Source organism: Nonomuraea sp. LP-02 (assembly GCF_036289125.1).
GTDB lineage: Bacteria > Actinomycetota > Actinomycetes > Streptosporangiales > Streptosporangiaceae > Nonomuraea > Nonomuraea bangladeshensis.
On the sequence record NZ_JAXCLK010000001.1, the window covers coordinates 3,039,637 to 3,064,076 of the forward strand.

Genomic DNA, 24,440 nt, shown 5'->3' on the forward strand with positions numbered 1-24,440 from the left:
GTCTGGAACTTCCTTCACAGGCGGGGACGACGTTGGCCCTGCTGCATATCGTGCGTAGAGATTACCGCACCATGTCGGAATGGTGCCCGCCGCGTCCGCATTGCGAACATTCGGGCATTCCTGACATCCGAACTCATCATCCCAAAGTTCGGACATGCGGCGCAAAATTCCCGATCATGGTTGGTTTTTGCGGAACAAGAAGCGATATCTGCCCACTTGAGCCCCCTCGCCGGGGCTCGCCCCAGTGGCCCCTCCTGTGACTTTGGTCCCGTTCCTGCACCAGACCGGACGGGGGCGGGCCCCCGATAGGGTTGGTCCATGCGGGAGAACGGGGTGCGCAACGGCGGGGCACGGGACGGAGCGGCAGCGCCCGGAGGCGGGGTCGCGCACGGCGGCGGGGTCGCGGCCGGCGGCGGGGTCGCGGCCGACGGCGGCGTGGACGAGCGACGCGGGGTCGAGCGGTTGCTCGACGCGGCGAGCGCCGACAGCCGGCGCCTCCGGCACGCTCTGGCGCTGCTCTGCGACGGCCAGTGGTGGACCCTCGCCGACCTGGTCAGGGCCACCGCCACGTCGCGCCGCACGGTCGAGACCCTGCTCCGCGAGCTCCCCCTCGAACGGCGGCCGGGCGCCGACGCCTTCCGCGTCCCGCTCACCCACACCCCCGCCTACCAGGGCCTTCTCGCCGTCGCGCCACCTCCCGAGGACCCTGTGGGTCACCTCGTCCCCCACTACGCCGACGTCCTCGACCGGCTGACCCGCCTCGTCGCGGACGCCCCGCGCGCCCGCCACACGCTGGACCACGTCTCGGCCACGCCGGAGACGGCGCTGCGGCGCGCGCTCCTGCTCGGGGCCCGGTTCTGGCTGCCGGGCGCCCGCCTGCTGTGCGTCGGCGACCACGACCTCACCTCGCTGGCGGTCAAGCTGGTCCATCCCGAGACCGACGTCACGGTCGTGGACGTGGACGAGCGCATCCTGGCCTACATCGACGCCCAGGACCTCGGTGTCCGCACCCGCTGGGCGGACCTGCGGCTCGGCCTGCCCGCCTCCGCGCACGGGCACGACCTGGCGTTCACCGATCCGCCGTACACACCGGAGGGCATCGGCCTGTTCGCGGCCCGCGCCGTGGAGGGGCTGAAGGACGACGGCCGGGTGCTGCTGGCGTACGGAGCGAGCGAGCGCACGCCGATGCTGGCGTACAAGGTGCAGCAGGCGCTGGCGGAGCTCAACCTCGCCTACGAGGCGATCTATCCCGACTTCAACCGCTATTTCGGTGCGGAGGCCATCGGCTCGGCCGCCGATCTCTACCTCCTGCGCCCCACCACCAAGACCCGCCCGGCCGTGGCCTCCCGGCTGAGCCGCCTGACCACCGCCATCTACACCCAGGGCCCGCAGTCCGTCGAGTCCGCGCCCGGCGAGGGGGTTCCGGCCGCCGTCGCCACGGATTTCGAGCCCGACCTCCTCGTCGGCGACTGGCCCAAGGGCCTGCCGCAGCCCCGCGTCAAGCTGTCCACGTGGCTCGCCAAGCCGTACGCGGCGGCGGCCGAGCGGGTCGCGATCGCCGTACCGCCCGGCCTGGAGGCCGCCCTCCCCCGGCTGCTGCTGGCCACCCGCGCCCCGCGCGTCCGCGTCACCGGCGCCGGCCTGCCGCCACTCCCCGCCGTGCTGGCCACCGTCTACGAGGTCGAGCCCGGCTCCGGCGGCCTCGACGCCGCACGCCTGCCGCAGCCGGACGGCGACGTCCCCGCGATGCTGCGCCGCATCCTGGACAACGGCCACGCCAAGCTGGCCAACACCTGGCGCGAGGCGCTCATCGCGCTCGCCCGCGCCCAGGGCTCGGCCCTCACCAAGAACGAGGCCCGCGCCCTGATCCGCGAGGCCGCCCCCTGGTCGGACGACCTCACCCCGCTGGACGCCCCGCTCCACCGCCTGGAGTCCCTGCCCGCCGCGATCGCCACCACGGTCACGGCACTCACCACGACGACGCCCTGACGCCCTGACGCGCTCCGGCGGCTCAGGTGGCGGCGACGATCCTGCCCTGCACCACCCGCCCGAGCCCGTCCAGCGCGACCAGCGCCGCCACCAGCTCCTGCTCGTACGCGCCTCCGCCCGCCCAGCTCACCGTCACGTAGTGGCCCATCGCACGGGCCTGCGCCCGGCTGGTCGCCGGGTCGAACGGCACGCCCTGCCGTACGAACCCGTCCTTGCCCAGCGCCGCCACCAGCGCGTCGGCCGCCCCGCTGTCGCTCATGTTGAAGATGACGAACTGCCCGGCCATCGTGCCGCCTCTGTAGGTGGCCCGCAGCGCCTGCGTGCACCCGGCGGCGGAGGCGCCCCACAGGACCTCGTCGCAGTCGGTGAACTCCGCCGTGGTCTCGCGCCGCATAGCGCCGACCGTCTCGGTGCCGGCGGTGAAGACCTCCTGCGCGGTGAGCGGGGCGGCGTCCTTGCCGCGGGTGTCGATGGCGGCGTAGAAGGCGGACGTGGACTCGCCGTGGAACGCGGCCGGCCGAGGGTCGTCGCCACGCAGCCACCACCACGCGACGGCGGCGATGACCAGCACGTTGACGGCCACGACGGAGATCACCACACGACCTGACATCAGCCTCCCGCTCCCCCGTTCACGACGACGGCGGCGTGCCGCACGCGCGTCACGACTTCGGCCCCGTGATCGCGACCACCCGGCGGTAGACGGCCTTCTCCGCCCCGCGCAGGCCCAGCGTGAGCGAGACGTAGTCGTCCTTGACGCCGGGCTCGGCGCCGTCGACCCGGCCCAGCCACACCAGGCCGACGTAATGACCGAGAGCATAGCCACCGGCCTCGGAGTAACCACCAGCGGGGAAGGAGCCCTTGGACGAGGGCAGCGGGCGCGCCCAGCCGCCCCGGTAGAGGGTCTCCAGCGCGTCCACCAGCTCGGTGGCGGCCTGGCCGTCCTTGAGGTTGAGCAGGGTGTACTGGCCGACGTAGCGCCCGTCGGAGCTGACGTAGAGGCCGCGGGCGGCCTGGGTGCAGCCGGCGTCGGAGACCCGTTCGGTGAGGCCCTCGCCCTGCACCGCCGCCGAGCAGTCGGAGTCGAGCCGCTTGGCCACGAGCTTCAGCCGCAGTTTCTTGTCGACCGCGAGCTCGCTCTGCCCGAACACCTCCTTCTCCGTCAGCGCCTTGGCGTCCTTGGCCCGGTCGGCCAGCGGGTCGAACAGCTTGGGCGACTTCCAGCCCCGGAACACCTGCGGCAACGTGGTGTTGGGCCCCAGCAGGGCCGCGCTGGGCTCACGGTCGGGCCGGTACGCGCCGAGCGAGGTGGCGAAGATCGCCACCCCCGCCAGGGCGGCCACCGCGCCGATGACCGATGCGACGATGACGATCGTCTTCTGCTGGCCGGGGCGCAGGCCCATGGCGGTGAGCACGGGGAACTGCCAGTCGGACGGCGGGGTACGCCGCCGCTTCCGCGACCCGCCGCCCGCCGCCTCCCGGCCCTCGTCGTCCTGCCCGGCCATCGCGTCGGCCGCGCGGCCACCGGTTTCCGCGTCCGCGTCCGCGTCCGCGCCGAAGCCTCCGCGCCCCTCGGCTCCGGCATCCGCGGCGAAGCCGCCGCGCCCCGCGCCCCGCGCGAAGCCGCCGGCTGCCGCGTCTCGCTCCTGGCCCGCATTGAAACCACCCGCGGGGCCCTGGCCCGTACCGAAACCGCGCGCGGCCCCCTGCCCCGCATCCGAACCACGCACCGGACCCTGGCCCGTGTCGCGACCACGCACCGGCCCCTGGGCGGCGTCGAAACCACGCGCCACACCCTGACCCGTGTCGCGACCACGCGCCGGACCCTGGGCGGCGTCGAAGCCACGCGCCGGGCCCTGCCCCGCATCCGGACCATGCGCCGCGCCCTGACCTGCGTCGCGACCACGCGCCGGGCCCTGGCCCGCATCCGTATCGCGGGCCCCCTGGGCACGTCTGGAACGGCGTGACGGTCCCTGGGCGGGGCCGGAGCCGCGCGGCGGGCCGTCGTCCAGGGCGAAGCCCTCGGCTGCCATGACGTCCGAGCTGTAGCCCTCCGACGCGACTCGGTCCTTCGCGAAGAAGTCGCGTCCGTCCCCGTCGCCTCCTCCGCCGAAGGCGTCCTCTTCGGGCTTGTCCTTGCCGAACAGACCCTTACGGCGCTTGCCACGGCCGGCGTCCGCCGCCGCAGTGCCCGCTCCGGGGTCCGTGCCTCGGCCTCCTGCGGCGTGGCCGCCGCGCGCGCTGCCGGAGGCATCGGCCTCCGCCGCACCTGGGCCCGTGACCACCGCCCAGCCGCCGTCGGAGGCGCCTGCCAGTCCCCGGTGCCCGCCACCGCCGGGGCCGGCACCGTCCGCGGGAGCCGGCGTCCAGTTGCTCACACCCTCCACCGGGGTGGACGCCCAGGGGCTCCCGCCGTCAGCGGGGCCCGGCGCGCGGCTGCCCCCACCCGTCCCAGAAGCCGAGGTCCAGGCGCTCCCGCCATCCGCGGAGGCCGGTGTCCAGGCGCTTCTGCTCTCCGGGGAGGTGGTGGTCGTCCAGGCGTTCTCGCCAGTCGGTGGGGAGGACGGCCAGTTGTCCGTGCCGCCTGGCGATGGTCGGTGGCCGCCGGCGTCCGGTCCAGTGGACGAGTGGGACGCGGCGCCGGTGCCGCCGGCGGCGCGGCGGCCCTCGGACGGACGGCCGTGCCGGGAGCGGCCGCTCCGGCCGCCTGGATCTTCTCGCCGACCGTCGTCGTACGAGGCCGAGGCGGGCGGACCGCCGTATCCGCCCGGGGGCGGGCCGTATCCGGGGGTGGCGGGTTGGGCGCCGCTCGCCGGGCCTTCCGCGTACGGACCCGGGCCAGGGTAACCGCCGGTCGCCGGGCCTGAATCCGGCCATGAGGGGCCGGTGTAGGCGGTGTCCTGGTCGTGGCCGGGCCGGTCGTTCTTCCCACGGGAGCCCGCTCTTCTGCGGGCCATCACAGCCCCGCCGCCCCGACCAGGTTGCCCACCCCGAAGGTGACCGCGGCCGCCACCGCGCCCACCACGAGCTGCCTCAGTCCTGAGTACCACCAGCTTCGCGCCGTCACGGCCGACACGATAGCGCCCGCCACGAACAGCGCCGCACACGAGAGCACCGCCGAGATCACCAAGTCCTCGGCTCCCAGCACGTACGGCAACAGCGGCAACAACGCCCCGACCCCGAAGGACAGGAACGACGAGATCGCGGCGACCAGCGGAGACGGCAGTTTCCCCGGCGCGACCCCAAGCTCGTTGACCGCGTGCACCTCCAGGGCGCGCTCGGGGTTGCGGGAGATCTGCCTGGCCACCTCGGAGGCGAGCGCGGGATCCACGCCCTTGTCGACGAAGGTCTGGGCGAGCTCGGCCTGCTCGTCCTCCGGGTGGTGGCGCAGCTCGCGGCGTTCGACGGCGATCTCGGCCTGGGCCAGCTCCCGCTGGCTGGCCACCGAGACGTACTCGCCGCCGGCCATCGACAGCGCCCCGGCTGCCAGGCCGGCGACGCCGCTGAGGGCGATGACGCGGGTGTCGGCGGTGCCGCCCGCGACGCCCGCGATGAGCGCGAAGTTGGACACCAGCCCGTCCATCGTGCCGAACACCGAGGGCCGCAGCCAGCCGCCCGTGACGTCGCGATGCCGGTGGTGGATCTCCGCGCCCTCGGTCATCGCGTGTTCGTTTCCTTCCCGGCGCGGCGGCCGGGCTCCTTCTCCGCCTCCTCGGCGCCCTCGCGCGAGTCGACGGTGACGGCATCGGCGGTGACGGCGGTGACGGCCGCGTCCTCGGTGCCGGAGCCGGTCCGGGAACCGGTCTCGGGACCGGTGTCCCGGTCGTCGCCGGCGGCCTCCGGCGCGTCGGCGAGGCCGGCGGCGGAGTGGGCCGGGTCGGCGTCCGGTGCAACACCGTCGCCGTCCCTCGCGGACCGGTCCTCCGCGGACGACCCCGCCCCGCCGTCCGCATCGGGCACGTCGGAGGCGAGGGTGTCGGAGGCAGGCACCCCGGAAGCGGACGCGCCGGAAGCTGGCACCTCGGAAGCGGGCACCTCAGAAGTGGACGTGTCAGAAGTGGACGCGCCGGAGGCGGACGCGCCGGAGGCGAGAGTGTCGTCGGTGGAGCCGGGGTCGCTCTGCCCGGCGCCGTGCGCCGGGTCGGCCTCGCCGTCGGCGTCCGGCGGGACGACGACCTCCACCCCCTCCTTGTTGCGCGTCACCCAGAAGTACACGAGCGCCCCGATGAACAGCACGATCGACGTCCACTGGTTGATGCGCAGCCCGAGGAACGTCACCGCGTGGTCGACCCCGCCGACCGGGTCGATGCGCAGACCCTCGATCCAGAAGCGGGCGAAGGTGTAGCCGGCCACGTAGAGGGCGAACAGCCGCCCGTAACGCAGGTTGAGGCGACGGCCCACGAAGAGGAGGGCGAAGCCGAGCAGGATGTCCCAGATCGACTCGTACAGGAAGGTCGGGTGGTAGAGGACGCCGGGCTCGCCGCCGTGGTCGACGTCGATCTCCAGGCCCCACGGCAGCGTCGTCGGCGAGCCGTACAGCTCCTGGTTGAACCAGTTGCCCCAGCGGCCGATGCCCTGGGCGAACGCGATGCCGGGGGCGATCGTGTCGGCCAGGGCGGTCATGGACAGGCCGCGCCGGCGCGCCGCCAGCCAGACGCCGACGCCGCCGAGCGCGATCGCCCCCCAGATGCCGAGGCCGCCCTCCCAGATGAACAGCGCCTTGTAGGCGGGCTTGATCGCGCGGCTGCCGAAGTAGGTCTGCCAGTCGGTGATGACGTGGTAGAGCCGGCCGCCGATCAGCCCGAAGATGACCGCGGGGACCGCGATGTCGATGATGGTCCCCTTCTGGCCACCGCGGGCGCGCCAGCGCCGCTCGCTCAGCCAGACGGCGACGATGACGCCGAGCACGATGCACAGCGCATAGGCCCGGATCGGGATGATTCCGAGATACCAGACCCCTTGGGAAGGGCTGGGAATCGAGGCAAGGGGCATGTCAGGTGAGGGTAGCGGACGTGAGGCTACTTGGCGGCCTTCGTGACCGCGTCACGCAGTTCCGAAGGGCTGAAGACGACCGCGTTGTCCACTTCTGTGCCGTTAAGTTTCAGCGTCGGCGTGTGGGTGAGCTTCTGCTCGTTCATGATCTTCTCGCTGTACGACAGCTGCGCCTGCGCGTGCTTGCCCGAGTTGACGCACTGCTCGAAGTCGGGCGCGGTCACCCCGGCCTCCTTGCCCCACTCCACGAGCTGGCTGTTGGTGAAGCCCTCCGCGGTCTCGGACGGCTGGTTCTTGAAGAGAACGTTGTGGAAGGACAGCCACTGCTTGCCGTCGGCGACGCACCTTGCGGCGTTGCCCGCGCGCAGGGAGTTGGAGCGGGTGGGCTCCTGGGAGAAGATCGTGATGGGGTGGTAGACGACCTTGACCTTGCCCTCGGCGGCGAGGTTCTTGATCGTCTGGCCGCTGACCCGCTCGGCCTCCCTGCAGGCCGGGCACTGGAAGTCCTCGTAGACGTCGAGCACGGGCTTCTCGACGCCGCTCTTCGCCATGACCACGGAGCCGTCGGGCTGCACGGTGATCGGCGCGAGGCCGGCGACGGCCTCCTCGGGCGCGGACTTGCTGGCGCCGTACCAGATGCCGGCCCCGAGCGCGGCCACGGCGATCACGCCGGCCGCGGTGTAGGTGATCACCCGCCTGCGCCGCTCCTGGGCGCGCGCGGCGGCCTGCTGCTCCTTGATCTTCTCGCGTGCGCCGCGTGTCATGGTCGTCCTCTCGCCCTTGCCCATCACAGGTCCTCCAAGTCGTCGTCAGCACTGTCGCCCCCGAGCCCGAGGGCGCCGTCGAGCGCGAAGCGGCCCGGCGGGAAGCGGACCGTCCAGGCGCCGAGCAGCGCCAGCCCGAAATCACGCAGGATGTCGATCAGGTAGGCCGGCTCCTGGCCCGCCCCGAGCTGACCGCCACCGCCGAAGCAGCCGCAGTCGATCCGCAGGCCGTTCGCCCACGCCCAGCCGATGCCGAACACGAACGCGAGCATGAGCAGCGCCGCGATCACGGCGGCCACCCTGGTCAGCAGACCGACGACCAGCAGCACGCCGACGACGATCTCCACGATCGGCAGGGCGTAGCCCGCCCCGACGGCGACCGACTCGGGCAGCAACTGGTAAGCCTTGACCGCCAGGACCGAGTCGGACGGGTTGCCGATCTTGAGCGCACCCGCCGCGATCAGCACTCCGCCCAGCACCAGCCGGGCGACGGTCGTCACCCAGGGTATCGGCAATCTGGCCGAACGTGACGATAGTGACGCGTCCACAGGCCATCTCCTTCTTCTCCGTGCCGGGACTGCGCACAGTACCGGGACTCCATCGGACCACGCCCGGGATAAGCATCAGCTAAGCGGCGTGTCCCCTGCTCCGACCTGCGACGTTTGCCGTTTTACCAAGACGGAGTAAGAATTACTCATGCGAGTAAAAGCGCTGGCCGCCCTGGTGGTCGACATCGCGTTGCCCATGGGGGTCTACTACGGCCTGCGGTACGCCGGCCTCGACGAGCACGTGGCACTGGTGCTCAGCTCGCTCGTCCCTGCTCTGAGCGTCGCCGTCAGCCTGGCGCGGGGGCGCAGGCCCGACCGGCTGGCGCTCTTCATGACCGCGATGATCCTGGCCGGCGCCGCGGTCTCGGCGCTCGTCCACGACCCGCGCTTCCTGCTGGCCAAGGACGGCTGGTTCATGGGCGTGGCGGCGCTGTGGTTCCTGTCGAGCACGCGCTGGGACCGGCCGCTCGCGTTCACGTTCACCCGGTTCCTGCTGGAGAGGCGGGTCGGACCGGCACGCGAGTCCTGGGACGTGCTGTGGGAGCGGCTGCCCGCCTTCCGCCGGATCTGGCGGGTGGTGACCGTGATGTACGGGGTGGGCCTGCTGGCGGACGCCGCGGTGCGGGTGGTGATGGCCTACACCCTGCCCATGGACGTGGTGCCCGCGCTCGGCACCGCGCAGTACGTCGTGTGGCTCCTGCTCATGCAGGTCGCCATCAACGTCTATCTGGTGCCCTCAGGGCTCTACAACCGGTATTCGCCGCTGTACGCGCCCCTGCGGGAGCCGGCCGCCGCGAACGGGTGAGGCCGGGACAACACGACAGCGCGGCCCCCGTACGAGGGGACCGCGCTGCTCGCGCACATCGTCAGCGGCGCACGCCGCTCGCCATGTCGCGGGCCAGGGCGGCGCAGGACTCGCGCCCCGCGGCCTCGTCGGGCGCGTCGAGCAGCCGCCGGATGAACGCCGAGCCCACGATCACCCCGTCGGCGTAGGAGGCGACCTCGGCCGCCTGCGCGCCGGTGCCGACGCCGAGCCCGACGCACACCGGCAGCGTGGTGTGCTCCCGGGTCCGCTTGACCAGGCCCTCGGCGGCGACGTTGACGGTCTCGCGGGCGCCGGTGACGCCCATGAGCGAGGCGGCGTAGACGAAGCCGGTGCAGCAGTCGACGACCGCCTTGATGCGCTCCTCGGTCGAGCTGGGCGCGACCAGGAACACGGTGTCGATGCCGGCGGCGGCAGAGGCGGCCCGCCACGGCTCGGACTCCTCGGGCGTCAGGTCGGGCGTGATCGTGCCCACCCCGCCCGCGGCGGCGAGGTCACGGGCGAAGCGGTCGGCGCCGTAGCGGTCGATCGGGTTCCAGTAGGTCATGACGAGCGTGGCCGCGCCGGTCGCGGCCACGCCCTCGACGGTGCGCAGGACGTCGGCGATGCGGGTGCCGTTGGTCAGCGACCGGTGCACCGCGTCCTGGATGGTCGGCCCGTCCATGAGCGGGTCGGAATAGGGCAGGCCGATCTCGATGACGTCGCAGCCGGCCTCCACCAGGGCCGCGGCGGCGGCGATGGCGCCGTCCTTGGACGGGAAGCCCGCGGGCAGGTAGCCGACGAGCGCGGCCCTGTTGTCCGCCTTCGCCTTGGCGAACACCGTCTGTAGAGTCGTCATGTCTGTCCGTTTCGAAGGTCGAGTCCCACCATGATGCCCCGCGGCAGGCCCGCTGCCGGGGTGGCGACTCGTCAGAGGTTGAAGTATTTCATCGCCGTGCCCATGTCCTTGTCTCCGCGGCCGGAGAGGTTGACCAGGATGGTCGCCTCGGGGCCGAGCTCGCGGCCCAGCTCCAGCGCGCCGGCGAGGGCGTGGGAGGACTCGATGGCGGGGATGATGCCCTCGGTCCTGGCCAGCAGGGAGAACGCCTGCATCGCCTGGTCGTCGGTCACCCCGTGGTAGGTGGCCCGGCCGATGTCCTTGAGCCAGGCGTGCTCCGGGCCGACGCCCGGGTAGTCGAGGCCGGCCGAGATCGAGTGGGACTCGATCGTCTGGCCCTCGTCGTCCTGCAGCACGTAGGTGCGCGAGCCGTGCAGCACGCCGACCGTTCCGGCGGTGAGCGTGAGCGCGTGCTCGCCGCTGTCGAGGCCGTGCCCGGCGGCTTCGTAGCCGTGCAGGGCGACGTCCTGGTCGCCGAGGAAGGCGTGGAAGATGCCGATGGCGTTGCTGCCGCCGCCGACGGCCGCGCACACGGCGTCGGGCAGCCGGCCGGTGAGCTCCTGGATCTGGCGGCGGGCCTCGACGCCGATGATGCGCGCGAAGTCGCGGACCATCTCGGGGAACGGGTGCGGCCCCGCGATGGTGCCGAACAGGTAGTGGGTGCTGTCGACGTTGGTGACCCAGTCGCGGAAGGCCTCGTTGATGGCGTCCTTGAGCGTCTGGGAGCCGTTGGTGACCGGCACCACCTGGGCGCCGAGCAGCTTCATCCTGGCCACGTTGAGCGCCTGGCGCTCGCAGTCGACGGCGCCCATGTAGATGACGCACTCCAGGCCGAGCAGGGCCGCGGCGGTGGCGGTGGCCACGCCGTGCTGCCCCGCGCCGGTCTCGGCGATGACCCGCTTCTTGCCCAGCCGCTTGGTGAGCAGCGCCTGGCCCAGCACGTTGTTGATCTTGTGGGCGCCGGTGTGGGTGAGGTCCTCGCGCTTGAGCACGATCCTGGCGCCGCCGGCCTGCTCGCTGAAGCGCGGCACGTCGGTCAGCGTGGTGGGCCGCCCGGCGTAGGTGCGCAGCAGGTGGTCGAACTCCCGGATGAACTCCTGGTCGTTCTTGGCCTTCTCGTAGACCGAGGCGACCTCGTCGAGCGCCGGGATCAGCGCCTCGGGCACGAACCTGCCGCCGAAGATGCCGAACTTGCCGTGCACGTCGGGGTCGTTGCCCTGCGCGCCGTTGCCCGCCAGATCCGCGGCGGTCAGGATGGTGCCTTCGTTTGCCACTGCTATCCCTCTGCTGAGTGGTCGGGGCGCGTCGACGGGTGCGCGCCGGCGGTGACCAGCGCCTCCACGGCCTTGCGCGGGTCCTTGCCCGTGACCAGGCTCTCCCCCACCAGGACGGCGTCGGCGCCGTTACGGGCGTAGGCGAGCAGGTCGTGCGGTCCGCGCACGCCCGACTCGGCGATCTTGAGGACATTATCCGGGATCTTCGGCGCCAGCTTCGTGAAGACCTCGCGATCGACCTCAAGTGTCTTGAGGTTGCGCGCGTTGATCCCGATGACGCGGGCCCCGGCGGCGACCGCCCGGTCGAGCTCCTCCTCGGTGTGCACCTCGACCAGCGGGGTCAGCCCGATCGACTCGGCCCGCTCGATGAGCGACACCAGCGCCTCCTGCTCCAGGCAGACGACCATGAGCAGCGCCAGGTCGGCGCCGTGCGCCCGCGCCTCCCAGAGCTGGTAGGAGGTGAGGATGAAGTCCTTGCGCAGGATCGGGATGTCGACCCGGGCGCGCACCGCGGCCAGGTCGTCGAGGCTGCCGCCGAACTTGCGCTGCTCGGTCAGCACGCTGATGACGTGGGCGCCACCCGCTTCGTAGTCGGCCGCCAGGGCGGCGGGGTCGGCGATGGCGGCCAGCGCGCCCTTGGACGGGCTGGAGCGCTTGACCTCGGCGATCACCGAGACCTTGTCGCCTCCGAGGGCGGCCATCGCGTCCCTGGACGGCTGGGCCCGCTCGGCCCGCCGCTTGAGCTCCTCCATGGACACGGCCTGCTGTCGTGCCGCGAGGTCGGCGCGCACCCCGTCGAGGATGTCGTCGAGGACGCTCGGCCCTTCCGTCCGCTCACTCACGCGCTTGGGGTCCCTCCGGATCGACTGTGGGGGTGGCTGAGAGTTCGCTTCGCGTCCGCTCTCCGCCTGTCCTGCGATGGTATCGGCCCCTGCGGGGTACCTCACCACAGGGCTCGCGTCTCCACGTGCCCTATGGGGCGAGGAACGCACCGAAAGGCAGGTTCCGGACGACCCAGTAGACCACGACAACCGCCAGGAAGGCCCATAGCCACGCCGGGTGAGCGAGCGTCGTTCTGCGCGGGCGGCCCTGCAGGGCCCGAACCACCCACCTGCCCCACCAGAACAGCAGGAACGGGATCATCGCCACCATGAGCGGGTTGAGCCCGAGCGCCGCGACCGGATCGAGGTGCGCCAGCGCGTGGATGGACCTCAGCGTGCCGCAGCCCGGGCAGTAGAGGCCGGTCAGCGACAGGAAGGGGCAGGTCGGGTAGTGGCCGGGCTCGTTGGGGTCGACCGCGCCGACGAGCGCGAACACCGCCCCCGTCCCGGCCGCGACCCCGAGCGGCGCGAGCAGACCCTTGATCCGGTCCGTGCCGCGCCGCCCGGTCGTCGCGAGATTCATGCTTCCAGTATCCGTCTTCCGGTATCCGTCGTCGCGTCCGGCCGTCAGTACGACGTCACGCTGCTGCTCGCCGCGAGCAGGACGAACACCACGACGTAGAACAGGACGATGATTCCCCAGCCGATGGCGCCGAAGATGATCGAGCGCTTCCACCAGGTCTTGGCCTCCTCGCTCGCCTGCACCGCGCCCTGGTAGTCGCCGACCTGCCACTTCTGGTTGACCTGCGACGACTTCACGATGGACACGATGCCGAGGGGCAGGCAGCAGAACAGCGTGGTGAGGATGGCGGGGACGAGGTGGTTGTCCGGCGGCTGCTGGCCGCCGTAGCCACCGCCGCCGGGGGGCTGCTGACCGTAGCCGCCGTAGCCGCCGCCGCTCGGGGGCTGCTGGCCGTAACCGCCGTAGCCGCCGCCGCTGGGCGGCTGCTCGCCGTAGCCGCCGCCGCTCGGGGGCTGCTGACCGTAGCCGCCGTAGCCGCCGCCACTGGGGGGCTGCTGGCCGTAGCCGCCGCCACCGCTCGGGGGCTGCTGGCCGTAACCCCCGCCGGGCGGCTGCGAGCCGTAGCCGCCGTCGCCCTGGTTTCCGTACGTCATGGGTTTTACCTCTCAAGTGGTGCGAGTGCGCGGCAGCCTAGCGAGAAACCCCGTCCTACGTGGACTTATATCCGCTTTGCGGACAATTCGTGATCCGACCGCAAGCGCATGGTCATCGTGCGGCTACTGACCATTGGCTAGTAGCCGTAGGAGGTCGACGCGGCGGCGCCCAGCCCGATGATCGAAAGGATCATGCCGCCGAACCAGATCAGCAGCAGGACGTTGATCACGACCATGATGTACGACGTCACCAGGCCGGCCACCGCCATGCCCTGGCCCTCCTCGCCGGAGCGCTTGATGCGGGCGAGCGCGATGTGGCCCAGGATCACCCCGACGATGCTGGTCAGCCCGCAGCTGATCATGCCCACGATGCCGAGGACGAGCGAGGCGACGGCCATGCCGTTGGTGGGGCGCGGCGGGGGCGGGGGCGCGCCGTACGGGTTGTAGCCGTAGGCGCCGCTCGGAGGCATCTGACCGTAGGCGTACTGCTGCTGGCCGTATCCCGCGCCGCTCTGGGGCTGCTCGCCGTAGCCGCCCTGCGGCTGCTGGCCGTAGCCACCGCCGCTCTGCGGCTGCTGGCCATAACCGCCCCCGCTCTGCGGCTGCTGGCCATAACCGCCCCCGCTCTGCGGCTGCTGACCGTAGCCGCCTCCGCTCTGCGGCTGCTGGCCGTAACCGCCGTAGCCCGGCTGGCCGTAACCCGGCTGGCCCTGACCCGGCTGGCCGTAACCCCCGCCGGGCGGCTGGGCGCCGTAGCCGCCGCCCTGGTCCCCGTAGCTCATCCCCTGACTCCTCGTGTCGTGGCCCGTTGCACCGGCAGCTTATTGAGGAAACGGCGGACGGGCGGACAGAGGTTCAGAACAGTGCTGATTTCGTCATCCCCGGCGTCAGCGGGGATCGGTCGGGTCGTCCCCCTGGTCGAGGGCGTCCCACAGGGCCTTGTCGCCGTCGGCGGGGGCCGGGCCCGGGCCGCTCCGCTCGTAGCGGGCCGACATGCCGGCCCACCTGCCGCCGCGTACGATCGCCAGCACGCCTCCCGCGGCCAGCAGCAGCGCGCCGGCGCCGGCCACCACCGGCCACAGCACCACGAAGTGCCAGGTGAGGCCGGTCGCGCCGTGCAGAGTGTTGTGGGCGGCGAGCCAGTCGGTCACGCCGGAGCCGTCGAGCGCCGTCCACGTCCCGGCGCCCGCTCCGGCGCCGCACAGGGCGAGCAGGGCGCCGACGACGCGGCGGCCGGCGCCCTTGGTGGCCAGCACGGCCACCACGCCGGCCAGCCCGGCGAGCGCGACGGGCGTCAGCACCGGGCTGAGGTCGCCGCCGGTCGGCGTCTCCGCCCCGGTCTGGGCGACGCTCACCCAGGTGCGGCCGGCGGCCAGCAGCACCAGCAGGCAGCCGAGAACGGTGACCGCCAGCCAGGCCCACAGCTCCCGCCTGCGCGTGGCCTCCCGCGGCCGGACGTCGTGCTCCGTCGACATCGGCCTAGCCGAGCACGTCGGCGTCGAAGCAGGTGCGCTCGCCGGTGTGACAGGCCGCGCCCACCTGGTCGACCCGGACGAGCAGGGTGTCGCCGTCGCAGTCGAGCGCCACCGACTTGACGTGCTGGACGTGGCCGGAGGTATCACCCTTCACCCAGAACTCCTGGCGGCTGCGCGACCAGTAGGTGGCCCGGCCGGTGGTCAGCGTGCGGTGCAGCGCCTCGTCGTTCATCCAGGCCAGCATCAGCACTTCGCCGGTGTCGTACTGCTGCGCGATGGCGGGGACGAGGCCCTCGGGGTTGCGCTTCAGCCGGGCGGCGATCTCCGGATCCAGGGACATGTGTTCCATTCAACCAGCCCGGGAGCCCGCCCCCGCCATCGCCGTCGCTCAGGCGAGGGCCTGGGAGAGCGTGTCGTAGATGGGGAACAGCGGCGCGAGGTTGGTCCGGCGCAGCCGCCGCAGCACCTGGCCGTCGGGCGCGACGAGCGCCATCGAGCCGTCGCGCTCGCGCAGCGCGGCGAGCTGGCGTACGAGGACGCCGAGCCCCGTCGTGTCGATGAACGTCAGCCCGCTCAGATCGACCACCAGGCGCGGACCGGGGACCTTCGCGGCCTCGGCCGCCGCCTCGCCCAGGCAGGCGCGCACCCGCGTGGCGTTGTCCACGTCGACCTCTCCGGCCAGGCTCACCACCACGAGCTCGCCGTAGCGGCGCCGCGTCATCTCCAGCACGCCGGCGCTCACGTCGTTCATGACCCCTCCCCTGGGCGGTCCCCCGCCGAAAAGGTACACCGCCCAGGGCGGCGTCACCGTGGGTTTTGCAGAGAATGCGCTACGTGATGGCGAGCCGCCGGGTATTTTCGTGGCCGGCTCGTGCTAGGGAGGGACGTTCCGGGTGGGTGATGTGTAGGCAGGCGCTTCGCGTGGTCTTCGCGCGCGGGCACATCACGTCCCTGCGCAGGACGGTCGCCGAGCACGCCGCCCGCGAGGGGCTGGCCGGGCCGCGGCTGGAGGACTTCGTGCTGGCGGTCAACGAGATCACCACGAACGCCGTCGTGCACGGCGGCGGGCGCGGCACGCTGCGGCTCTGGTCGCACGCGGGGCGGCTGTGGTGCGAGGTCTCCGACGAGGGCCCGGGGATGCCGCCGGGCTGGACGGCCGCCCGGCCCCCGCCCACCGGCCTGGAGAGCGGCGGGCGGGGGCTGTGGCTGATGCGGACGCTGTGCGACCAGGTCATGATCGTGTCCGGGCCCCGCGGCACGACCGTGACGTTCGCCGCGGGGCCCGGCTGATCAGGAGCGGGCGGCCGAGACCCAGGAGGCGTGCAGGTCGGCGTACACCCCGGGCTGCTCCACGAGTTCGGCGTGCGGGCCGCGCTGCACCAGCCGCCCGGCGTCGAAGACCAGCACCTCGTCGGCGTTCTCCGCGGTCGACAGGCGGTGGGCGATCGAGACGGCGGTGCGCCCGCGGGTGACGCCCTCCAGGGCGCGGGCCAGGCGCACCTCGGTGGCCGGGTCCACGGCCGAGGTGGCCTCGTCCAGCAGCAGCAGGTCGGGGTCGGCGAGGTAGGCGCGGGCCAGGGCGACGAGCTGGCGCTCGCCGGCCGACAGCGACTCGCCGCGCTGGCCGACGGGCGTGTCGAGGCCCGCGGGCAGGCCCTCCAGCCAGTCGGCGAGGCCCAGCTCGGTCAGCGCCAGCGCGATCTCCTCGCGGGTGGCCGACGGCTTGCCGTACCGGATGTTCTGCTCCAGCGTGCCGTCGAACAGGAAGCCGTCCTGCGGGACCATGACGATGCGCTCGCGCAGCGAGGAGAAACGTACGTCGCGCAGGTCCTGGCCGTCCACGGTGACGCGGCCCGCGACCGGGTCCATGAGCCGGGTCAGCAGCTTGGCGAACGTGGTCTTGCCCGAGCCGGTCTCCCCCACGATCGCGACCCGCGAGCGGGGCGGGATCCGCACCGAGACCTCCCGCAGCACGGGCGCGCCGCCGGGGTAGGCGAAGTCCACGTCCTCGAAGGCGACGGAGATGGGGCCGCGGGGCAGCTCGACGCCCTTGGGGCCGGGGTCGGCCACGTCGGGCGGGGTGTCGAGGACGCCGAGGATGCGCCGCCAGCCGGCGACCGCGTTCTGGGCCTCGTTGAGCACCTCGGTGGCGGTCTGGAGCGGCGAGACGAAGAGCGTGACGAGGAACAGGAAGGCCACGAGCCGGCCCTGCGAGATGTCGCCGGACAGGCCGAGCCGCACGCCGAGCAGGACGATCCCGGCGATCGCGACGGCGGCCACGATCTCGGTCAGCGGGAAGACGAAGCCGACGATGGTCTGCGCCCTGGTCTGGGCGGCCCGGTTGGCGTTGACGGCCGTGTCGACGCGCTCGGCGGTGCGGCGCTCGGCGGCGTAGGCGCGGATGACGGCGGCTCCGACGACGGACTCGCTGACCGCCGCCAGCATGTCGCCGGTGCGCTCACGCACCACCGTGTACGCCCGCGACAGCAGCCGCTGGAAGCGCGGCAGGGCGATCATCAGCGGGATGAAGCAGACCCACACCAGCAGCGTGAGCTGCCAGGAGTAGACGAGCATGAGCACCGTGGCCACGAAGAGCTGCCCCAGCGACACGATGATCATCAGCCCGCCCCACTGCATGAACGAGCTGATCTGGTCGATGTCGTTGGTGACGCGCGAGACCAGCGCGCCGCGGCGCTCGGAGTTCTGGGTGAGCACCGACAGGTCGTGCACGTGCCGGAAGCCGCGGACGCGCAGGGTGGCCAGCGACGACTCGGTGGCCTTGTAGAGACGGACGTTCATGACGTACGCGGCCAGCGCCGTCAGCACCACGGCGGCGGCGCACACCACCACGGCCCAGGTGATGTACGCGACGTCCGGCCGGCCGGACTTGAGCCCCTGGTCGATCGTCTGCTGGACGGCGATCGGCACGATGATCTTGCCGACCGTGGCGACGACGGCGAGCGCCAGCGTGACCCCGAGCCCCTTGCGGAACTCGGGCGTGAGCGACAGCCCCTGCCGGACGGTGGCCAGCGCGGAGCGTTCGGCGTTGCCGTGGATGCCCTGGACCGTCATGCGCTGACCTCTTCTTCCTCGCCGGCGATCTCTTTCTCGATCTCTTCCTCAAGCTCCTCCCCGGTGACGCCCGCGACCTCGATCGCGGCGCGCTCGGCCTCCTCGCGCTCGTAGGCCGTGACCAGGTTGCGGTAGCCCGCGCAGCGCTCGATGAGCTCCTCGTGCGGGCCGCGGTCCACGACCCGGCCGTGGTCGAGGTAGACGACCTCGTCGGCGAGCGCGATCGTGGCCATGCGGTAGGCGACCACCACGACGGTGGAGGCCTCGGCGGCGTCCCGCAGGCCGTACAGGATCTTGGCCTCGACCTGGGGGTCGACGCTGCTGGTGGCGTCGTCGAGCACGAGCAGGCGGGGGCGGCGCACGATCGCGCGGGCCAGCGCGACGCGCTGGCGCTGGCCGCCGGACAGGGACGCGCCCCGCTCGCCGACCCGCGTGTCCAGCCCTTCGGGCAGCCTGGCCACGAAGCCGTCGGCCTGGGCCAGCCGGAGCGCGGCCCACACGTCCTCGTCGGGGGTGTCCAGGTTGAGCGCGACGTTGCCGCGTACGGTGTCGTCGAACAGGAACGTCTGCTGGGGCACCAGGGCCGCCGAGGAGGCGACCGCGCCGTAGGCCAGCTCGCGCAGGTCGGCGCCGTCGAGCAGGACCGCGCCCCGGTCGGGGTCGACGAGCCTGACGAGCAGTTGCACCAGCGTGGACTTGCCCGCGCCGGTCGGCCCGACGATCGCGACGGTACGCCCGGCGGGCACCTCGAAGGCGACGTCGTGCAGCACCTCGGCCTCGCCGTAGCCGTAGGAGACGCCGCGCACCTCCAGGGCGGCAGGCCCGGTCTCCGGCGCGGCGGCCTCGCGCGTGCCGTAGTCCATGGAGCCGGTGGCGTCCAGCACGGCCTGCACCCGCTGCCAGCCGACGACGCTGCGCGGCAGCTCGGCCAGCACCCAGCCGAGCGCCCTGATCGGGAAGGCCAGCAGCGTGAACAGGTAGGCGACCTGCACCAGGTCGCCGGAGCCGATGGCGCCGCCGGACAGCCGCAGCGCGCCGACGGCCAGGACCGCGAGCACGCCCAGCGTGGGCAGCGCCTCCAGCATCGGGTCGAACAGGCCGCGCACCCGCCCGACGGCGATGTTGGCGTCGCGCAGCTCGTGGGCGCGGCGCTGGAAGCGCTCGGTCTCCAGGTCCTCCCTGCCGAGGGTCTTGACGACGAGCGCGCCGTCGAAGCTCTCGTGCGCGATCTCGCTGACCTCGGCGCGCAGCTGCTGGGCGCGGGTGGCCAGCGGGCTGAGCCGGCGCTGGTAGACGAGGTTGAGCACGGCGATGGCCGGGAAGATCAGGAAGCCCACCAGGGCCAGCACGAGATCGGTGAACACCATCGCCACGGCCGCGGTGACCAGCATGACGATGACGCCGACGGCCATGGGCAGCGGCGCGAGCGGGGCCCAGGCGGCCTCGGCGTCGGCGCTGGCGTTCGACAGGAGCTGGCCGGTGGGGTGCCGGTGGTGCCAGGACAGCGGCAGCCGGAGGTACTGCTTGGTGACGTCCCTGCGGGACCTGGCCTGCATGCGGTACTGCATGACGCCGGCCAGGATGCGCCGCCCGGCCACGCCCAGCGCCTTGAGCAGCGCGGTGCCCAGGATGAAGCCCACGCCGGCCCACAGCGCGCCCGCGCCGACGCGGCCCTCGGCGAAGGCGGGCAGCACCACGTTCTCGGTGGCCCAGCCGAGCGCCCACGCGGAGGCGACGGTCATGCCCCCGTAGACCGCGCTGGCCAGCACGGCGAGGGCGAAGACGGCCTTCTCGGTACGGACGGCCACCCCAAGGACGCGCAGTCCCTGACGCATGACGGCCGAGGTGACCTTGCTCGCCACCGGTTGGCCTCCCTCTATTCAACGGTATTTACACGCAAGTCACTACATCACCCTCAATCCTGCTGTTATTCCCGTGGGTAGGGTGGGCACGTGACGTATGCCCGCGACGAGCGCAACGCGCTGTGTGACCTGCTCGACCGGGTCGGCCCCGACGCGCCGACCCTGTGCACGGGCTGGACCAGCTACGACCTGGCCGCCCACCTGGCGGTGCGCGAGCGCCGCCCGGACGCGATGCCCGGCATCGCGGTCAAGGCGCTGTCCGGCTACACCGCCTCCGTCATGGACGCCATGAAGGCCAGACATCCCTATCCCGAGCTGGTCGGCATCGTCCGGCGGCCCGGCGGCGTCTACGGCCTGGCCCGCTTCCTCGACGAGACCGTCAACACGATCGAGCTGTTCGTCCACCACGAGGACGTGCGCCGCGCCCAGCCCGCGTGGGAGCCCCGCGACCTGCCCGCCGGCCTCGACCGCCTCCTGTGGCAGCGGGTCTCGGCCGGCGCCCGGCTCATGCTGCGCCGCTCGCCGGTCGGCGTCGTGCTGCACCGCCTCGGCGGCGGCGTGGCGCTCGGCGGCCCGCGCCAGGGCCCGCGGGTCGAGGTCACCGGCACCGCCTCCGAGCTGCTGCTGTTCTGCTTCGGCCGCCAGGAGCACGCCCGGGTCGAGCTCACGGGCGACCCCGAGGCGGTCGCCAGGGTGCGCTCGGCGACCCTGGGGATCTAGCCGCCGGTCAAGCAGAAGTCCCGGCCCGGTAGGGGCTCGCAAGAGCATTCGAGCCCGTACCATGGCAGAGGAAAGAAGCCCCCCGGTTATGATCATGAACATCTTCGCCGTGGATGCCAGTGATCGCCCAGATCCGGGTATATACGGCTGGGAATGGACTGCAGGAGGCCCCCCATGCAGGTCAAGAAGGTGATCACCTACGTGGCTATCGCGTTCGTGGTCTTCTACCTGTTCACCCGGCCGGCCCAGGCCGCCGACGCCGTGAACGGTGTGATCAACGGAATCTTCCAAGGAGCCGATCAGTTGGCCGTGTTCTTCTCACAGGTTCTGACGTAACCCGCCCTTCTGTCTGCGCCGGGTGCTTCCCCGCAGTGCCCGATCGTGTTACGCAGGCAGGATGAGAGATCGCCCCAGCGGCAACAGGACCAGCCAGCTCGACCCCCACGCACGGCGCATTCTCGAACGGGCCGAGCTGGAGGGCATCGAGCTGATCCGCTTCTTGTACGCCGACCACGGTGGCGTGATCCGTGGCAAGGCGGCGTCCAGGTCGCGGCTGGCCGAACGCCTCGGCACGGGCATCGGGCACACGGTGGCCATGATGGCGATGAACATGCTCGACCAGCTCCAGGACGTCGAGCAGCTGGGCCCGGTGGGCGAGGTCCGCATCGTCCCCGACCCGGCCACCTACGTCCCGCTGCCCCATGCCCCCGGCGCGGCGGCCATGCTGTCGGACCTGCGCCGGCCCGACGGCTCACCCTGGGAGGCGTGCGCGCGGACGTTCCTCAAGGACGCGATCGCCGAGCTCGCCACGGAGGGTTACACGCTGGTCGCGGCGTTCGAGCCGGAGTTCACGCTCGGACGCCGGCTGCCCGACCCCGCGGGCGGCCCCGACCGGATGGTCCCGCTCGACGACTCGCTGTGCTACGCCAACACCGGGTTCGACACGGCCCACGACTACGCCGTCAAGCTCGTCCGGGCACTGGAGACGCAGGGCCTGCGCGTCGAGCACTACCACCCCGAGCTCGGGCCCGGCCAGCAGGAGCTGTCCGTCCGGCACGCGCCCGCGCTGCGGGCCGCCGACAACCACGTGCTGTTCCGCGAGACCGCGCGCGGCGTGGCCATGCGGATGCAGATGTGGGCCACGCTGGCGCCCAAGCCGCTGGCCGACCAGGCGGGCAACGGCGCCCACCTGCACCTGTCCCTGTGGGACGACAAGGTCAACGTCTTCGGCCAGGACAACGACGTGCGCCGCGCCTTCATCGGCGGGCTCATCGCCCACCTGCCCGCCCTCACCGCGCTCACCTGCGGCAGCGTCAACAGCTTCCGCCGGCTGGCGCCGCGCACGTGGGCCAGCGCGTACGCCGTCTACGGGCCGGACAACCGCGAGGCCGCGGTCCGCGTGTGCTCCGCCCTCGGCGAGAGCGGCGAGCCCAACCTGGAGCTGAAGCCGTCGGACTCCTCGGCCAACCCCTACCTGTCGCTGGGCGCGGTCATCCACGCCGGCCTCGACGGCATCCGGCGCGGGCTCGACCCCGGCGAGCCGGTCGGCGTCGATCCCGACACGCTGCCGGGCCGCTACCCGCGCCTGCCGTCCTCGCTCGGCGAGGCGCTCGACGCGCTGGAGGCCGACGAGGTGCTGATGGAGGCGCTCGGGCCGCTGCGGCGCAGCGCGTACGTGGCGGTCAAGCGGTCGGAGGCGGCCGCGTTCGCCGCCCACGACGTCGCCTACGAGCTGTACCACCACGTGCGCGCCTTCTGACGCGGCGGCCCCTCCCCCTGGCCGGTCAGCGGACCGGGTGGCCCGCCATCCGCAGCGCGTCCTTCACCTCGGAGATCTTCAGCGTGCCGAAGTGGAAGACCGACGCCGCGAGGACGGCGTCGGCGCCCGCCGCCACCGCCGGCGGGAAGTCCTCCAGCCGGCCGGCCCCGCCGCTGGCGATCACCGGCACCCGGACGGCCGCGCGCACCGCCCGCAGCATCTCCAGGTCGTAGCCGTCGAGCGTGCCGTCACCGTCCATCGAGTTGAGCAGGATCTCGCCCACGCCCAGTTCCTCGCCGCGCGCCGCCCACTCCACGGCGTCGATGCCGGTGCCGCGCCGCCCGCCGTGGGTGGTCACCTCGAACCCGCTCGGGGTGCCGGGCGCCCGCCGGGCGTCCACCGACAGCACGATGCACTGGGCGCCGAACCGCCGCGACGTCTCGGTCAGCAGCTCCGGCCGGGCGATGGCGGCGGTGTTGAGCGACACCTTGTCGGCGCCGGCCCGCAGCAGCCGGTCGACGTCGTCGACCGAGCGGACCCCGCCGCCGACGGTGAGCGGGATGAACACCTGCTCGGCGGTCCTGCGCACCACGTCGAGCATGGTCTCCCGCTCGCCGGACGAGGCGGTGATGTCGAGGAAGGTCAGCTCGTCGGCGCCCTCCTCGTCATAGCGCCGGGCCAGCTCGACGGGATCGCCCGCGTCGCGCAGGTTCTCGAAGTTGACGCCCTTGACCACGCGCCCGGCGTCGACGTCGAGACAGGGGATCACTCGTACGGCTACGGTCATGCTCGCAGTGCCTCTATTTCGATCTCGACCAGCATTCTCGGGTCGACCAGTCCGGCCACCCGTACTCCTGTGCAGGCGGGCCGCACCTTGCCGAAGGCCTCGCCGATGGCCTGGCCGACGACGTCGAAGTGACGCTGCTCGACCACGTAGTAGCGGACCATGACGACGTCCTCGCGGGTGAGCCCGCCCATCAGGACGGCCTCCAGCGCGATGTCGATCGCGGTCAGCGCCTGCGCGTGGGCGTCGCCGACGTGCCGGACCTCTCCCTCGACCGTGGCCGTGCACCCGGACACGATCACCCGCTCCCCGACGACCACGGCTCGGGCGTAGCCGTATCTCTCCTCCCAGATGCCTCCGGAGAAGATCCTCGGACCGGTGTTCTGCATGCCGTCGCTGCTGACGCTCATTCCGTCCCCTCCCGGCGGAGCTACACGCGTACCGCGGCCAGCGCGTTCTGCAGGGTGAACGCGTGAGCGTAGAGGGCCTTTCCCACTATGGCGCCCTCCACTCCGTCGGGAACGAGAGAAGCCAGTGCGAGCAGGTCATCGAGGCTGGAGACGCCACCACTGGCGATGACCGGTTTGTCGGTGCGTGCGCAGATTTGACGGTAAAGGTCGAGGTTGGGGCCTTGGAGCATGCCGTCCTTGGTGACGTCGGTGACGACGTAGCGGGGGCAGCCGTCGGACTCCAGCCGGTCGAGCACCTCCCACAGGTCACCGGCGTCCTGGGTCCAGCCGCGCGCGGCCAGCGTCGTGCCCCGCACGTCGAGGCCCACCGCGATGCGGTCGCCGTGCTCGGCGATGATCTTGCGGCACCACTCGGGGTTCTCCAGGGCGGCGGTGCCGATGTTGACCCGGCGGCAGCCGGTGCCCAGGGCCGCGGCCAGGGTGGCGTCGTCGCGGATGCCGCCGGACAGCTCCACGTTGACGTCCAGCCGGCCGATCAGCTCGGCGATCAGCTCGCGGTTGTCCCCCCGGCCGAACGCCGCGTCGAGGTCCACCAGGTGGATCCACTCGGCGCCGGCCTCCTGCCAGGCCAGCGCGGCGGCCAGCGGCGCGCCGTAGCCGGTCTCGGTGCCGGCCTCGCCCTGGCTCAGGCGGACGGCCTGGCCGTCCACGATGTCCACGGCGGGCAGCAGTACGAGCGACATTTCTTCAGGTCCTCCGGTCGAAGGCGAGGGTCACGACAACGGGTACGAGCAGCAGGGACAGGACGAGCACCGCGAAACTGACCCCCGGCGAGCCCCACAGCAGCCAGGCCAGCGCCTGGACCAGCAGGAACGCCGCCCCCACCACGACGTTCTGGGCGCGGTGGCGGCGGGCGATCAGGCCGCCCTGGCGGCGGACGCGCACCGGGCGCGGCACGAGCCGGGCGAGGAAGGCCCGCCGCCGGGCGCCGCGGGCCTGGCGTTCCTCGTTGGCGCGCATGGCGCGGGCCCGCTCGGCCTCACGCTCGGCCCGCCGCCGCGCCCGCTCCTTGCTCACCGCTCTCCCGCCCTGGTCGT

27 protein-coding genes are annotated in these 24,440 nt (G+C 72.6%); 6 read left to right on the top strand and 21 right to left on the bottom strand.

Features of this window, described 5'->3' with window-relative positions; translation table 11 throughout:
* Positions 1–318: 318 nt before the first annotated feature.
* A complete protein-coding gene (locus SMD20_RS14120) occupies positions 319–1,989 on the top strand; it encodes a bis-aminopropyl spermidine synthase family protein (RefSeq protein ID WP_329580274.1) in 1,671 nt (556 codons plus the stop codon).
* A 22-nt stretch (positions 1,990–2,011) separates the two neighbouring features.
* On the opposite strand, the gene SMD20_RS14125 is transcribed toward SMD20_RS14120, so the two are convergent.
* The 6 genes from SMD20_RS14125 to SMD20_RS14150 form a co-directional block, all read right to left on the bottom strand.
* Positions 2,012–2,599 carry a hypothetical protein gene (locus SMD20_RS14125; protein ID WP_329580277.1) on the bottom strand — a complete coding sequence of 196 codons (588 nt, stop codon included), beginning with the start codon at positions 2,597–2,599 and terminating at the stop codon, positions 2,012–2,014.
* 49 nt (positions 2,600–2,648) lie between these two features.
* Entirely contained in the window at positions 2,649–3,716 is a 1,068-nt protein-coding gene (locus tag SMD20_RS14130; protein WP_329580279.1) for a hypothetical protein, read from the bottom strand.
* A gap of 1,226 nt (positions 3,717–4,942) precedes the next feature.
* Positions 4,943–5,647, bottom strand: coding sequence for a VIT1/CCC1 transporter family protein (locus tag SMD20_RS14135; protein ID WP_329580282.1), 705 nt, complete (start codon positions 5,645–5,647; stop codon positions 4,943–4,945).
* A complete protein-coding gene (gene lgt, locus SMD20_RS14140) occupies positions 5,644–6,978 on the bottom strand; it encodes a prolipoprotein diacylglyceryl transferase (RefSeq protein ID WP_329580284.1) in 1,335 nt (444 codons plus the stop codon). Before lgt ends, SMD20_RS14135 begins: the two co-directional genes overlap by 4 nt.
* Positions 6,979–7,004: 26 nt before the next feature.
* Positions 7,005–7,742 (bottom strand): DsbA family protein, encoded by a 738-nt coding sequence (locus tag SMD20_RS14145; RefSeq protein WP_329580287.1) that lies wholly within the window; start codon positions 7,740–7,742, stop codon positions 7,005–7,007.
* Positions 7,743–7,765: 23 nt separating this feature from the next.
* Positions 7,766–8,242 (bottom strand): MauE/DoxX family redox-associated membrane protein, encoded by a 477-nt coding sequence (locus SMD20_RS14150; protein WP_329580290.1) that lies wholly within the window; start codon positions 8,240–8,242, stop codon positions 7,766–7,768.
* A gap of 196 nt (positions 8,243–8,438) precedes the next feature.
* Between SMD20_RS14150 and SMD20_RS14155 the strand changes: the two genes are divergently transcribed.
* Positions 8,439–9,095: a VC0807 family protein gene (locus SMD20_RS14155; protein WP_329580292.1), complete on the top strand. Its 657-nt coding sequence runs from the start codon at positions 8,439–8,441 to the stop codon at positions 9,093–9,095.
* Between the two features lie 61 nt (positions 9,096–9,156).
* Here SMD20_RS14155 and trpA read toward each other — a convergent pair whose 3' ends face one another.
* The 9 genes from trpA to SMD20_RS14200 form a co-directional block, all read right to left on the bottom strand.
* Positions 9,157–9,951 (bottom strand): tryptophan synthase subunit alpha, encoded by a 795-nt coding sequence (trpA, locus tag SMD20_RS14160; protein WP_329580295.1) that lies wholly within the window; start codon positions 9,949–9,951, stop codon positions 9,157–9,159.
* Positions 9,952–10,022: 71 nt separating this feature from the next.
* A complete protein-coding gene (trpB, locus tag SMD20_RS14165; protein WP_442942596.1) occupies positions 10,023–11,246 on the bottom strand; it encodes a tryptophan synthase subunit beta in 1,224 nt (407 codons plus the stop codon).
* A gap of 20 nt (positions 11,247–11,266) precedes the next feature.
* The gene (trpC, locus tag SMD20_RS14170; RefSeq protein ID WP_329580298.1) at positions 11,267–12,106 is read right to left on the bottom strand and encodes an indole-3-glycerol phosphate synthase TrpC; all 840 of its coding nucleotides are present in this window, start codon (positions 12,104–12,106) and stop codon (positions 11,267–11,269) included.
* A 130-nt stretch (positions 12,107–12,236) separates the two neighbouring features.
* Positions 12,237–12,668 (bottom strand): DUF2752 domain-containing protein, encoded by a 432-nt coding sequence (locus SMD20_RS14175; RefSeq protein WP_329580301.1) that lies wholly within the window; start codon positions 12,666–12,668, stop codon positions 12,237–12,239.
* A gap of 44 nt (positions 12,669–12,712) precedes the next feature.
* On the bottom strand, positions 12,713–13,261 hold the full coding sequence (locus tag SMD20_RS14180) for a CD225/dispanin family protein (protein ID WP_329580304.1): 549 nt from the start codon (positions 13,259–13,261) through the stop codon (positions 12,713–12,715).
* Positions 13,262–13,398: 137 nt separating this feature from the next.
* Positions 13,399–14,043 (bottom strand): DUF4190 domain-containing protein, encoded by a 645-nt coding sequence (locus SMD20_RS14185; RefSeq protein WP_329580307.1) that lies wholly within the window; start codon positions 14,041–14,043, stop codon positions 13,399–13,401.
* 105 nt (positions 14,044–14,148) lie between these two features.
* Positions 14,149–14,736: a Trp biosynthesis-associated membrane protein gene (locus SMD20_RS14190; protein WP_329580310.1), complete on the bottom strand. Its 588-nt coding sequence runs from the start codon at positions 14,734–14,736 to the stop codon at positions 14,149–14,151.
* A 4-nt stretch (positions 14,737–14,740) separates the two neighbouring features.
* A complete protein-coding gene (gene hisI, locus SMD20_RS14195) occupies positions 14,741–15,085 on the bottom strand; it encodes a phosphoribosyl-AMP cyclohydrolase (protein ID WP_329580313.1) in 345 nt (114 codons plus the stop codon).
* Positions 15,086–15,124: 39 nt separating this feature from the next.
* Entirely contained in the window at positions 15,125–15,487 is a 363-nt protein-coding gene (locus SMD20_RS14200) for an STAS domain-containing protein (RefSeq protein ID WP_329580315.1), read from the bottom strand.
* Between the two features lie 170 nt (positions 15,488–15,657).
* Between SMD20_RS14200 and SMD20_RS14205 the strand changes: the two genes are divergently transcribed.
* On the top strand, positions 15,658–16,026 hold the full coding sequence (locus SMD20_RS14205; RefSeq protein WP_329580318.1) for an ATP-binding protein: 369 nt from the start codon (positions 15,658–15,660) through the stop codon (positions 16,024–16,026).
* Here the strand turns inward: SMD20_RS14205 and SMD20_RS14210 are convergent, their stop codons facing one another.
* Together SMD20_RS14210 and SMD20_RS14215 are read right to left on the bottom strand one after the other, a co-directional pair.
* A complete protein-coding gene (locus SMD20_RS14210) occupies positions 16,027–17,808 on the bottom strand; it encodes an ABC transporter ATP-binding protein (protein ID WP_329580321.1) in 1,782 nt (593 codons plus the stop codon).
* Complete coding sequence (locus tag SMD20_RS14215) at positions 17,805–19,643, bottom strand: ABC transporter ATP-binding protein (RefSeq protein ID WP_329592543.1); 1,839 nt, start codon at positions 19,641–19,643, stop codon at positions 17,805–17,807. The genes SMD20_RS14210 and SMD20_RS14215 overlap by 4 nt, the downstream gene beginning before the upstream one ends.
* Before the next feature lie 117 nt (positions 19,644–19,760).
* Between SMD20_RS14215 and SMD20_RS14220 the strand changes: the two genes are divergently transcribed.
* The 3 genes from SMD20_RS14220 (at position 19,761) to SMD20_RS14230 (ending at position 22,149) form a co-directional block, all read left to right on the top strand.
* Positions 19,761–20,390, top strand: coding sequence for a TIGR03085 family metal-binding protein (locus SMD20_RS14220; protein ID WP_329580324.1), 630 nt, complete (start codon positions 19,761–19,763; stop codon positions 20,388–20,390).
* Between the two features lie 174 nt (positions 20,391–20,564).
* The gene (locus SMD20_RS14225; protein ID WP_020543816.1) at positions 20,565–20,726 is read left to right on the top strand and encodes a hypothetical protein; all 162 of its coding nucleotides are present in this window, start codon (positions 20,565–20,567) and stop codon (positions 20,724–20,726) included.
* A 61-nt stretch (positions 20,727–20,787) separates the two neighbouring features.
* On the top strand, positions 20,788–22,149 hold the full coding sequence (locus SMD20_RS14230; RefSeq protein ID WP_329580329.1) for a glutamine synthetase family protein: 1,362 nt from the start codon (positions 20,788–20,790) through the stop codon (positions 22,147–22,149).
* 25 nt (positions 22,150–22,174) lie between these two features.
* On the opposite strand, the gene hisF is transcribed toward SMD20_RS14230, so the two are convergent.
* Genes hisF through SMD20_RS14250 form a run of 4 tightly spaced genes read right to left on the bottom strand, consistent with a single transcriptional unit; the run spans position 22,175 to position 24,420 of the window.
* Complete coding sequence (hisF, locus tag SMD20_RS14235) at positions 22,175–22,936, bottom strand: imidazole glycerol phosphate synthase subunit HisF (RefSeq protein WP_329580331.1); 762 nt, start codon at positions 22,934–22,936, stop codon at positions 22,175–22,177.
* Complete coding sequence (locus SMD20_RS14240) at positions 22,933–23,343, bottom strand: Rid family hydrolase (RefSeq protein ID WP_329580334.1); 411 nt, start codon at positions 23,341–23,343, stop codon at positions 22,933–22,935. The genes hisF and SMD20_RS14240 overlap by 4 nt, the downstream gene beginning before the upstream one ends.
* A gap of 20 nt (positions 23,344–23,363) precedes the next feature.
* Positions 23,364–24,086 (bottom strand): bifunctional 1-(5-phosphoribosyl)-5-((5-phosphoribosylamino)methylideneamino)imidazole-4-carboxamide isomerase/phosphoribosylanthranilate isomerase PriA, encoded by a 723-nt coding sequence (priA, locus tag SMD20_RS14245; RefSeq protein ID WP_329580337.1) that lies wholly within the window; start codon positions 24,084–24,086, stop codon positions 23,364–23,366.
* Between the two features lie 4 nt (positions 24,087–24,090).
* The gene (locus SMD20_RS14250; protein WP_329580340.1) at positions 24,091–24,420 is read right to left on the bottom strand and encodes a hypothetical protein; all 330 of its coding nucleotides are present in this window, start codon (positions 24,418–24,420) and stop codon (positions 24,091–24,093) included.
* Between the last annotated feature and the right edge of the window lie 20 nt (positions 24,421–24,440).

Bases quoted from the DNA above. Each gene is read 5' to 3' on its own strand.
- SMD20_RS14120 (WP_329580274.1), top strand. From the start codon at position 319: ATGCGGGAGAACGGGGTGCGCAACGGCGGGGCACGGGACGGAGCGGCA.
- SMD20_RS14190 (WP_329580310.1), bottom strand. From the start codon at position 14,736: ATGTCGACGGAGCACGACGTCCGGCCGCGGGAGGCCACGCGCAGGCGG.
- SMD20_RS14175 (WP_329580301.1), bottom strand. From the start codon at position 12,668: ATGAATCTCGCGACGACCGGGCGGCGCGGCACGGACCGGATCAAGGGT.
- trpA (WP_329580295.1), bottom strand. From the start codon at position 9,951: ATGACGACTCTACAGACGGTGTTCGCCAAGGCGAAGGCGGACAACAGG.
- SMD20_RS14135 (WP_329580282.1), bottom strand. From the start codon at position 5,647: ATGACCGAGGGCGCGGAGATCCACCACCGGCATCGCGACGTCACGGGC.
- hisF (WP_329580331.1), bottom strand. From the start codon at position 22,936: ATGACCGTAGCCGTACGAGTGATCCCCTGTCTCGACGTCGACGCCGGG.
- SMD20_RS14125 (WP_329580277.1), bottom strand. From the start codon at position 2,599: ATGTCAGGTCGTGTGGTGATCTCCGTCGTGGCCGTCAACGTGCTGGTC.
- hisI (WP_329580313.1), bottom strand. From the start codon at position 15,085: ATGGAACACATGTCCCTGGATCCGGAGATCGCCGCCCGGCTGAAGCGC.
- SMD20_RS14225 (WP_020543816.1), top strand. From the start codon at position 20,565: ATGCAGGTCAAGAAGGTGATCACCTACGTGGCTATCGCGTTCGTGGTC.
- SMD20_RS14230 (WP_329580329.1), top strand. From the start codon at position 20,788: ATGAGAGATCGCCCCAGCGGCAACAGGACCAGCCAGCTCGACCCCCAC.
- SMD20_RS14145 (WP_329580287.1), bottom strand. From the start codon at position 7,742: ATGACACGCGGCGCACGCGAGAAGATCAAGGAGCAGCAGGCCGCCGCG.
- SMD20_RS14180 (WP_329580304.1), bottom strand. From the start codon at position 13,261: ATGACGTACGGAAACCAGGGCGACGGCGGCTACGGCTCGCAGCCGCCC.
- priA (WP_329580337.1), bottom strand. From the start codon at position 24,086: ATGTCGCTCGTACTGCTGCCCGCCGTGGACATCGTGGACGGCCAGGCC.
- SMD20_RS14185 (WP_329580307.1), bottom strand. From the start codon at position 14,043: ATGAGCTACGGGGACCAGGGCGGCGGCTACGGCGCCCAGCCGCCCGGC.
- lgt (WP_329580284.1), bottom strand. From the start codon at position 6,978: ATGCCCCTTGCCTCGATTCCCAGCCCTTCCCAAGGGGTCTGGTATCTC.
- SMD20_RS14155 (WP_329580292.1), top strand. From the start codon at position 8,439: ATGCGAGTAAAAGCGCTGGCCGCCCTGGTGGTCGACATCGCGTTGCCC.
- SMD20_RS14215 (WP_329592543.1), bottom strand. From the start codon at position 19,643: ATGCGTCAGGGACTGCGCGTCCTTGGGGTGGCCGTCCGTACCGAGAAG.
- SMD20_RS14210 (WP_329580321.1), bottom strand. From the start codon at position 17,808: ATGACGGTCCAGGGCATCCACGGCAACGCCGAACGCTCCGCGCTGGCC.
- SMD20_RS14200 (WP_329580315.1), bottom strand. From the start codon at position 15,487: ATGAACGACGTGAGCGCCGGCGTGCTGGAGATGACGCGGCGCCGCTAC.
- SMD20_RS14240 (WP_329580334.1), bottom strand. From the start codon at position 23,343: ATGAGCGTCAGCAGCGACGGCATGCAGAACACCGGTCCGAGGATCTTC.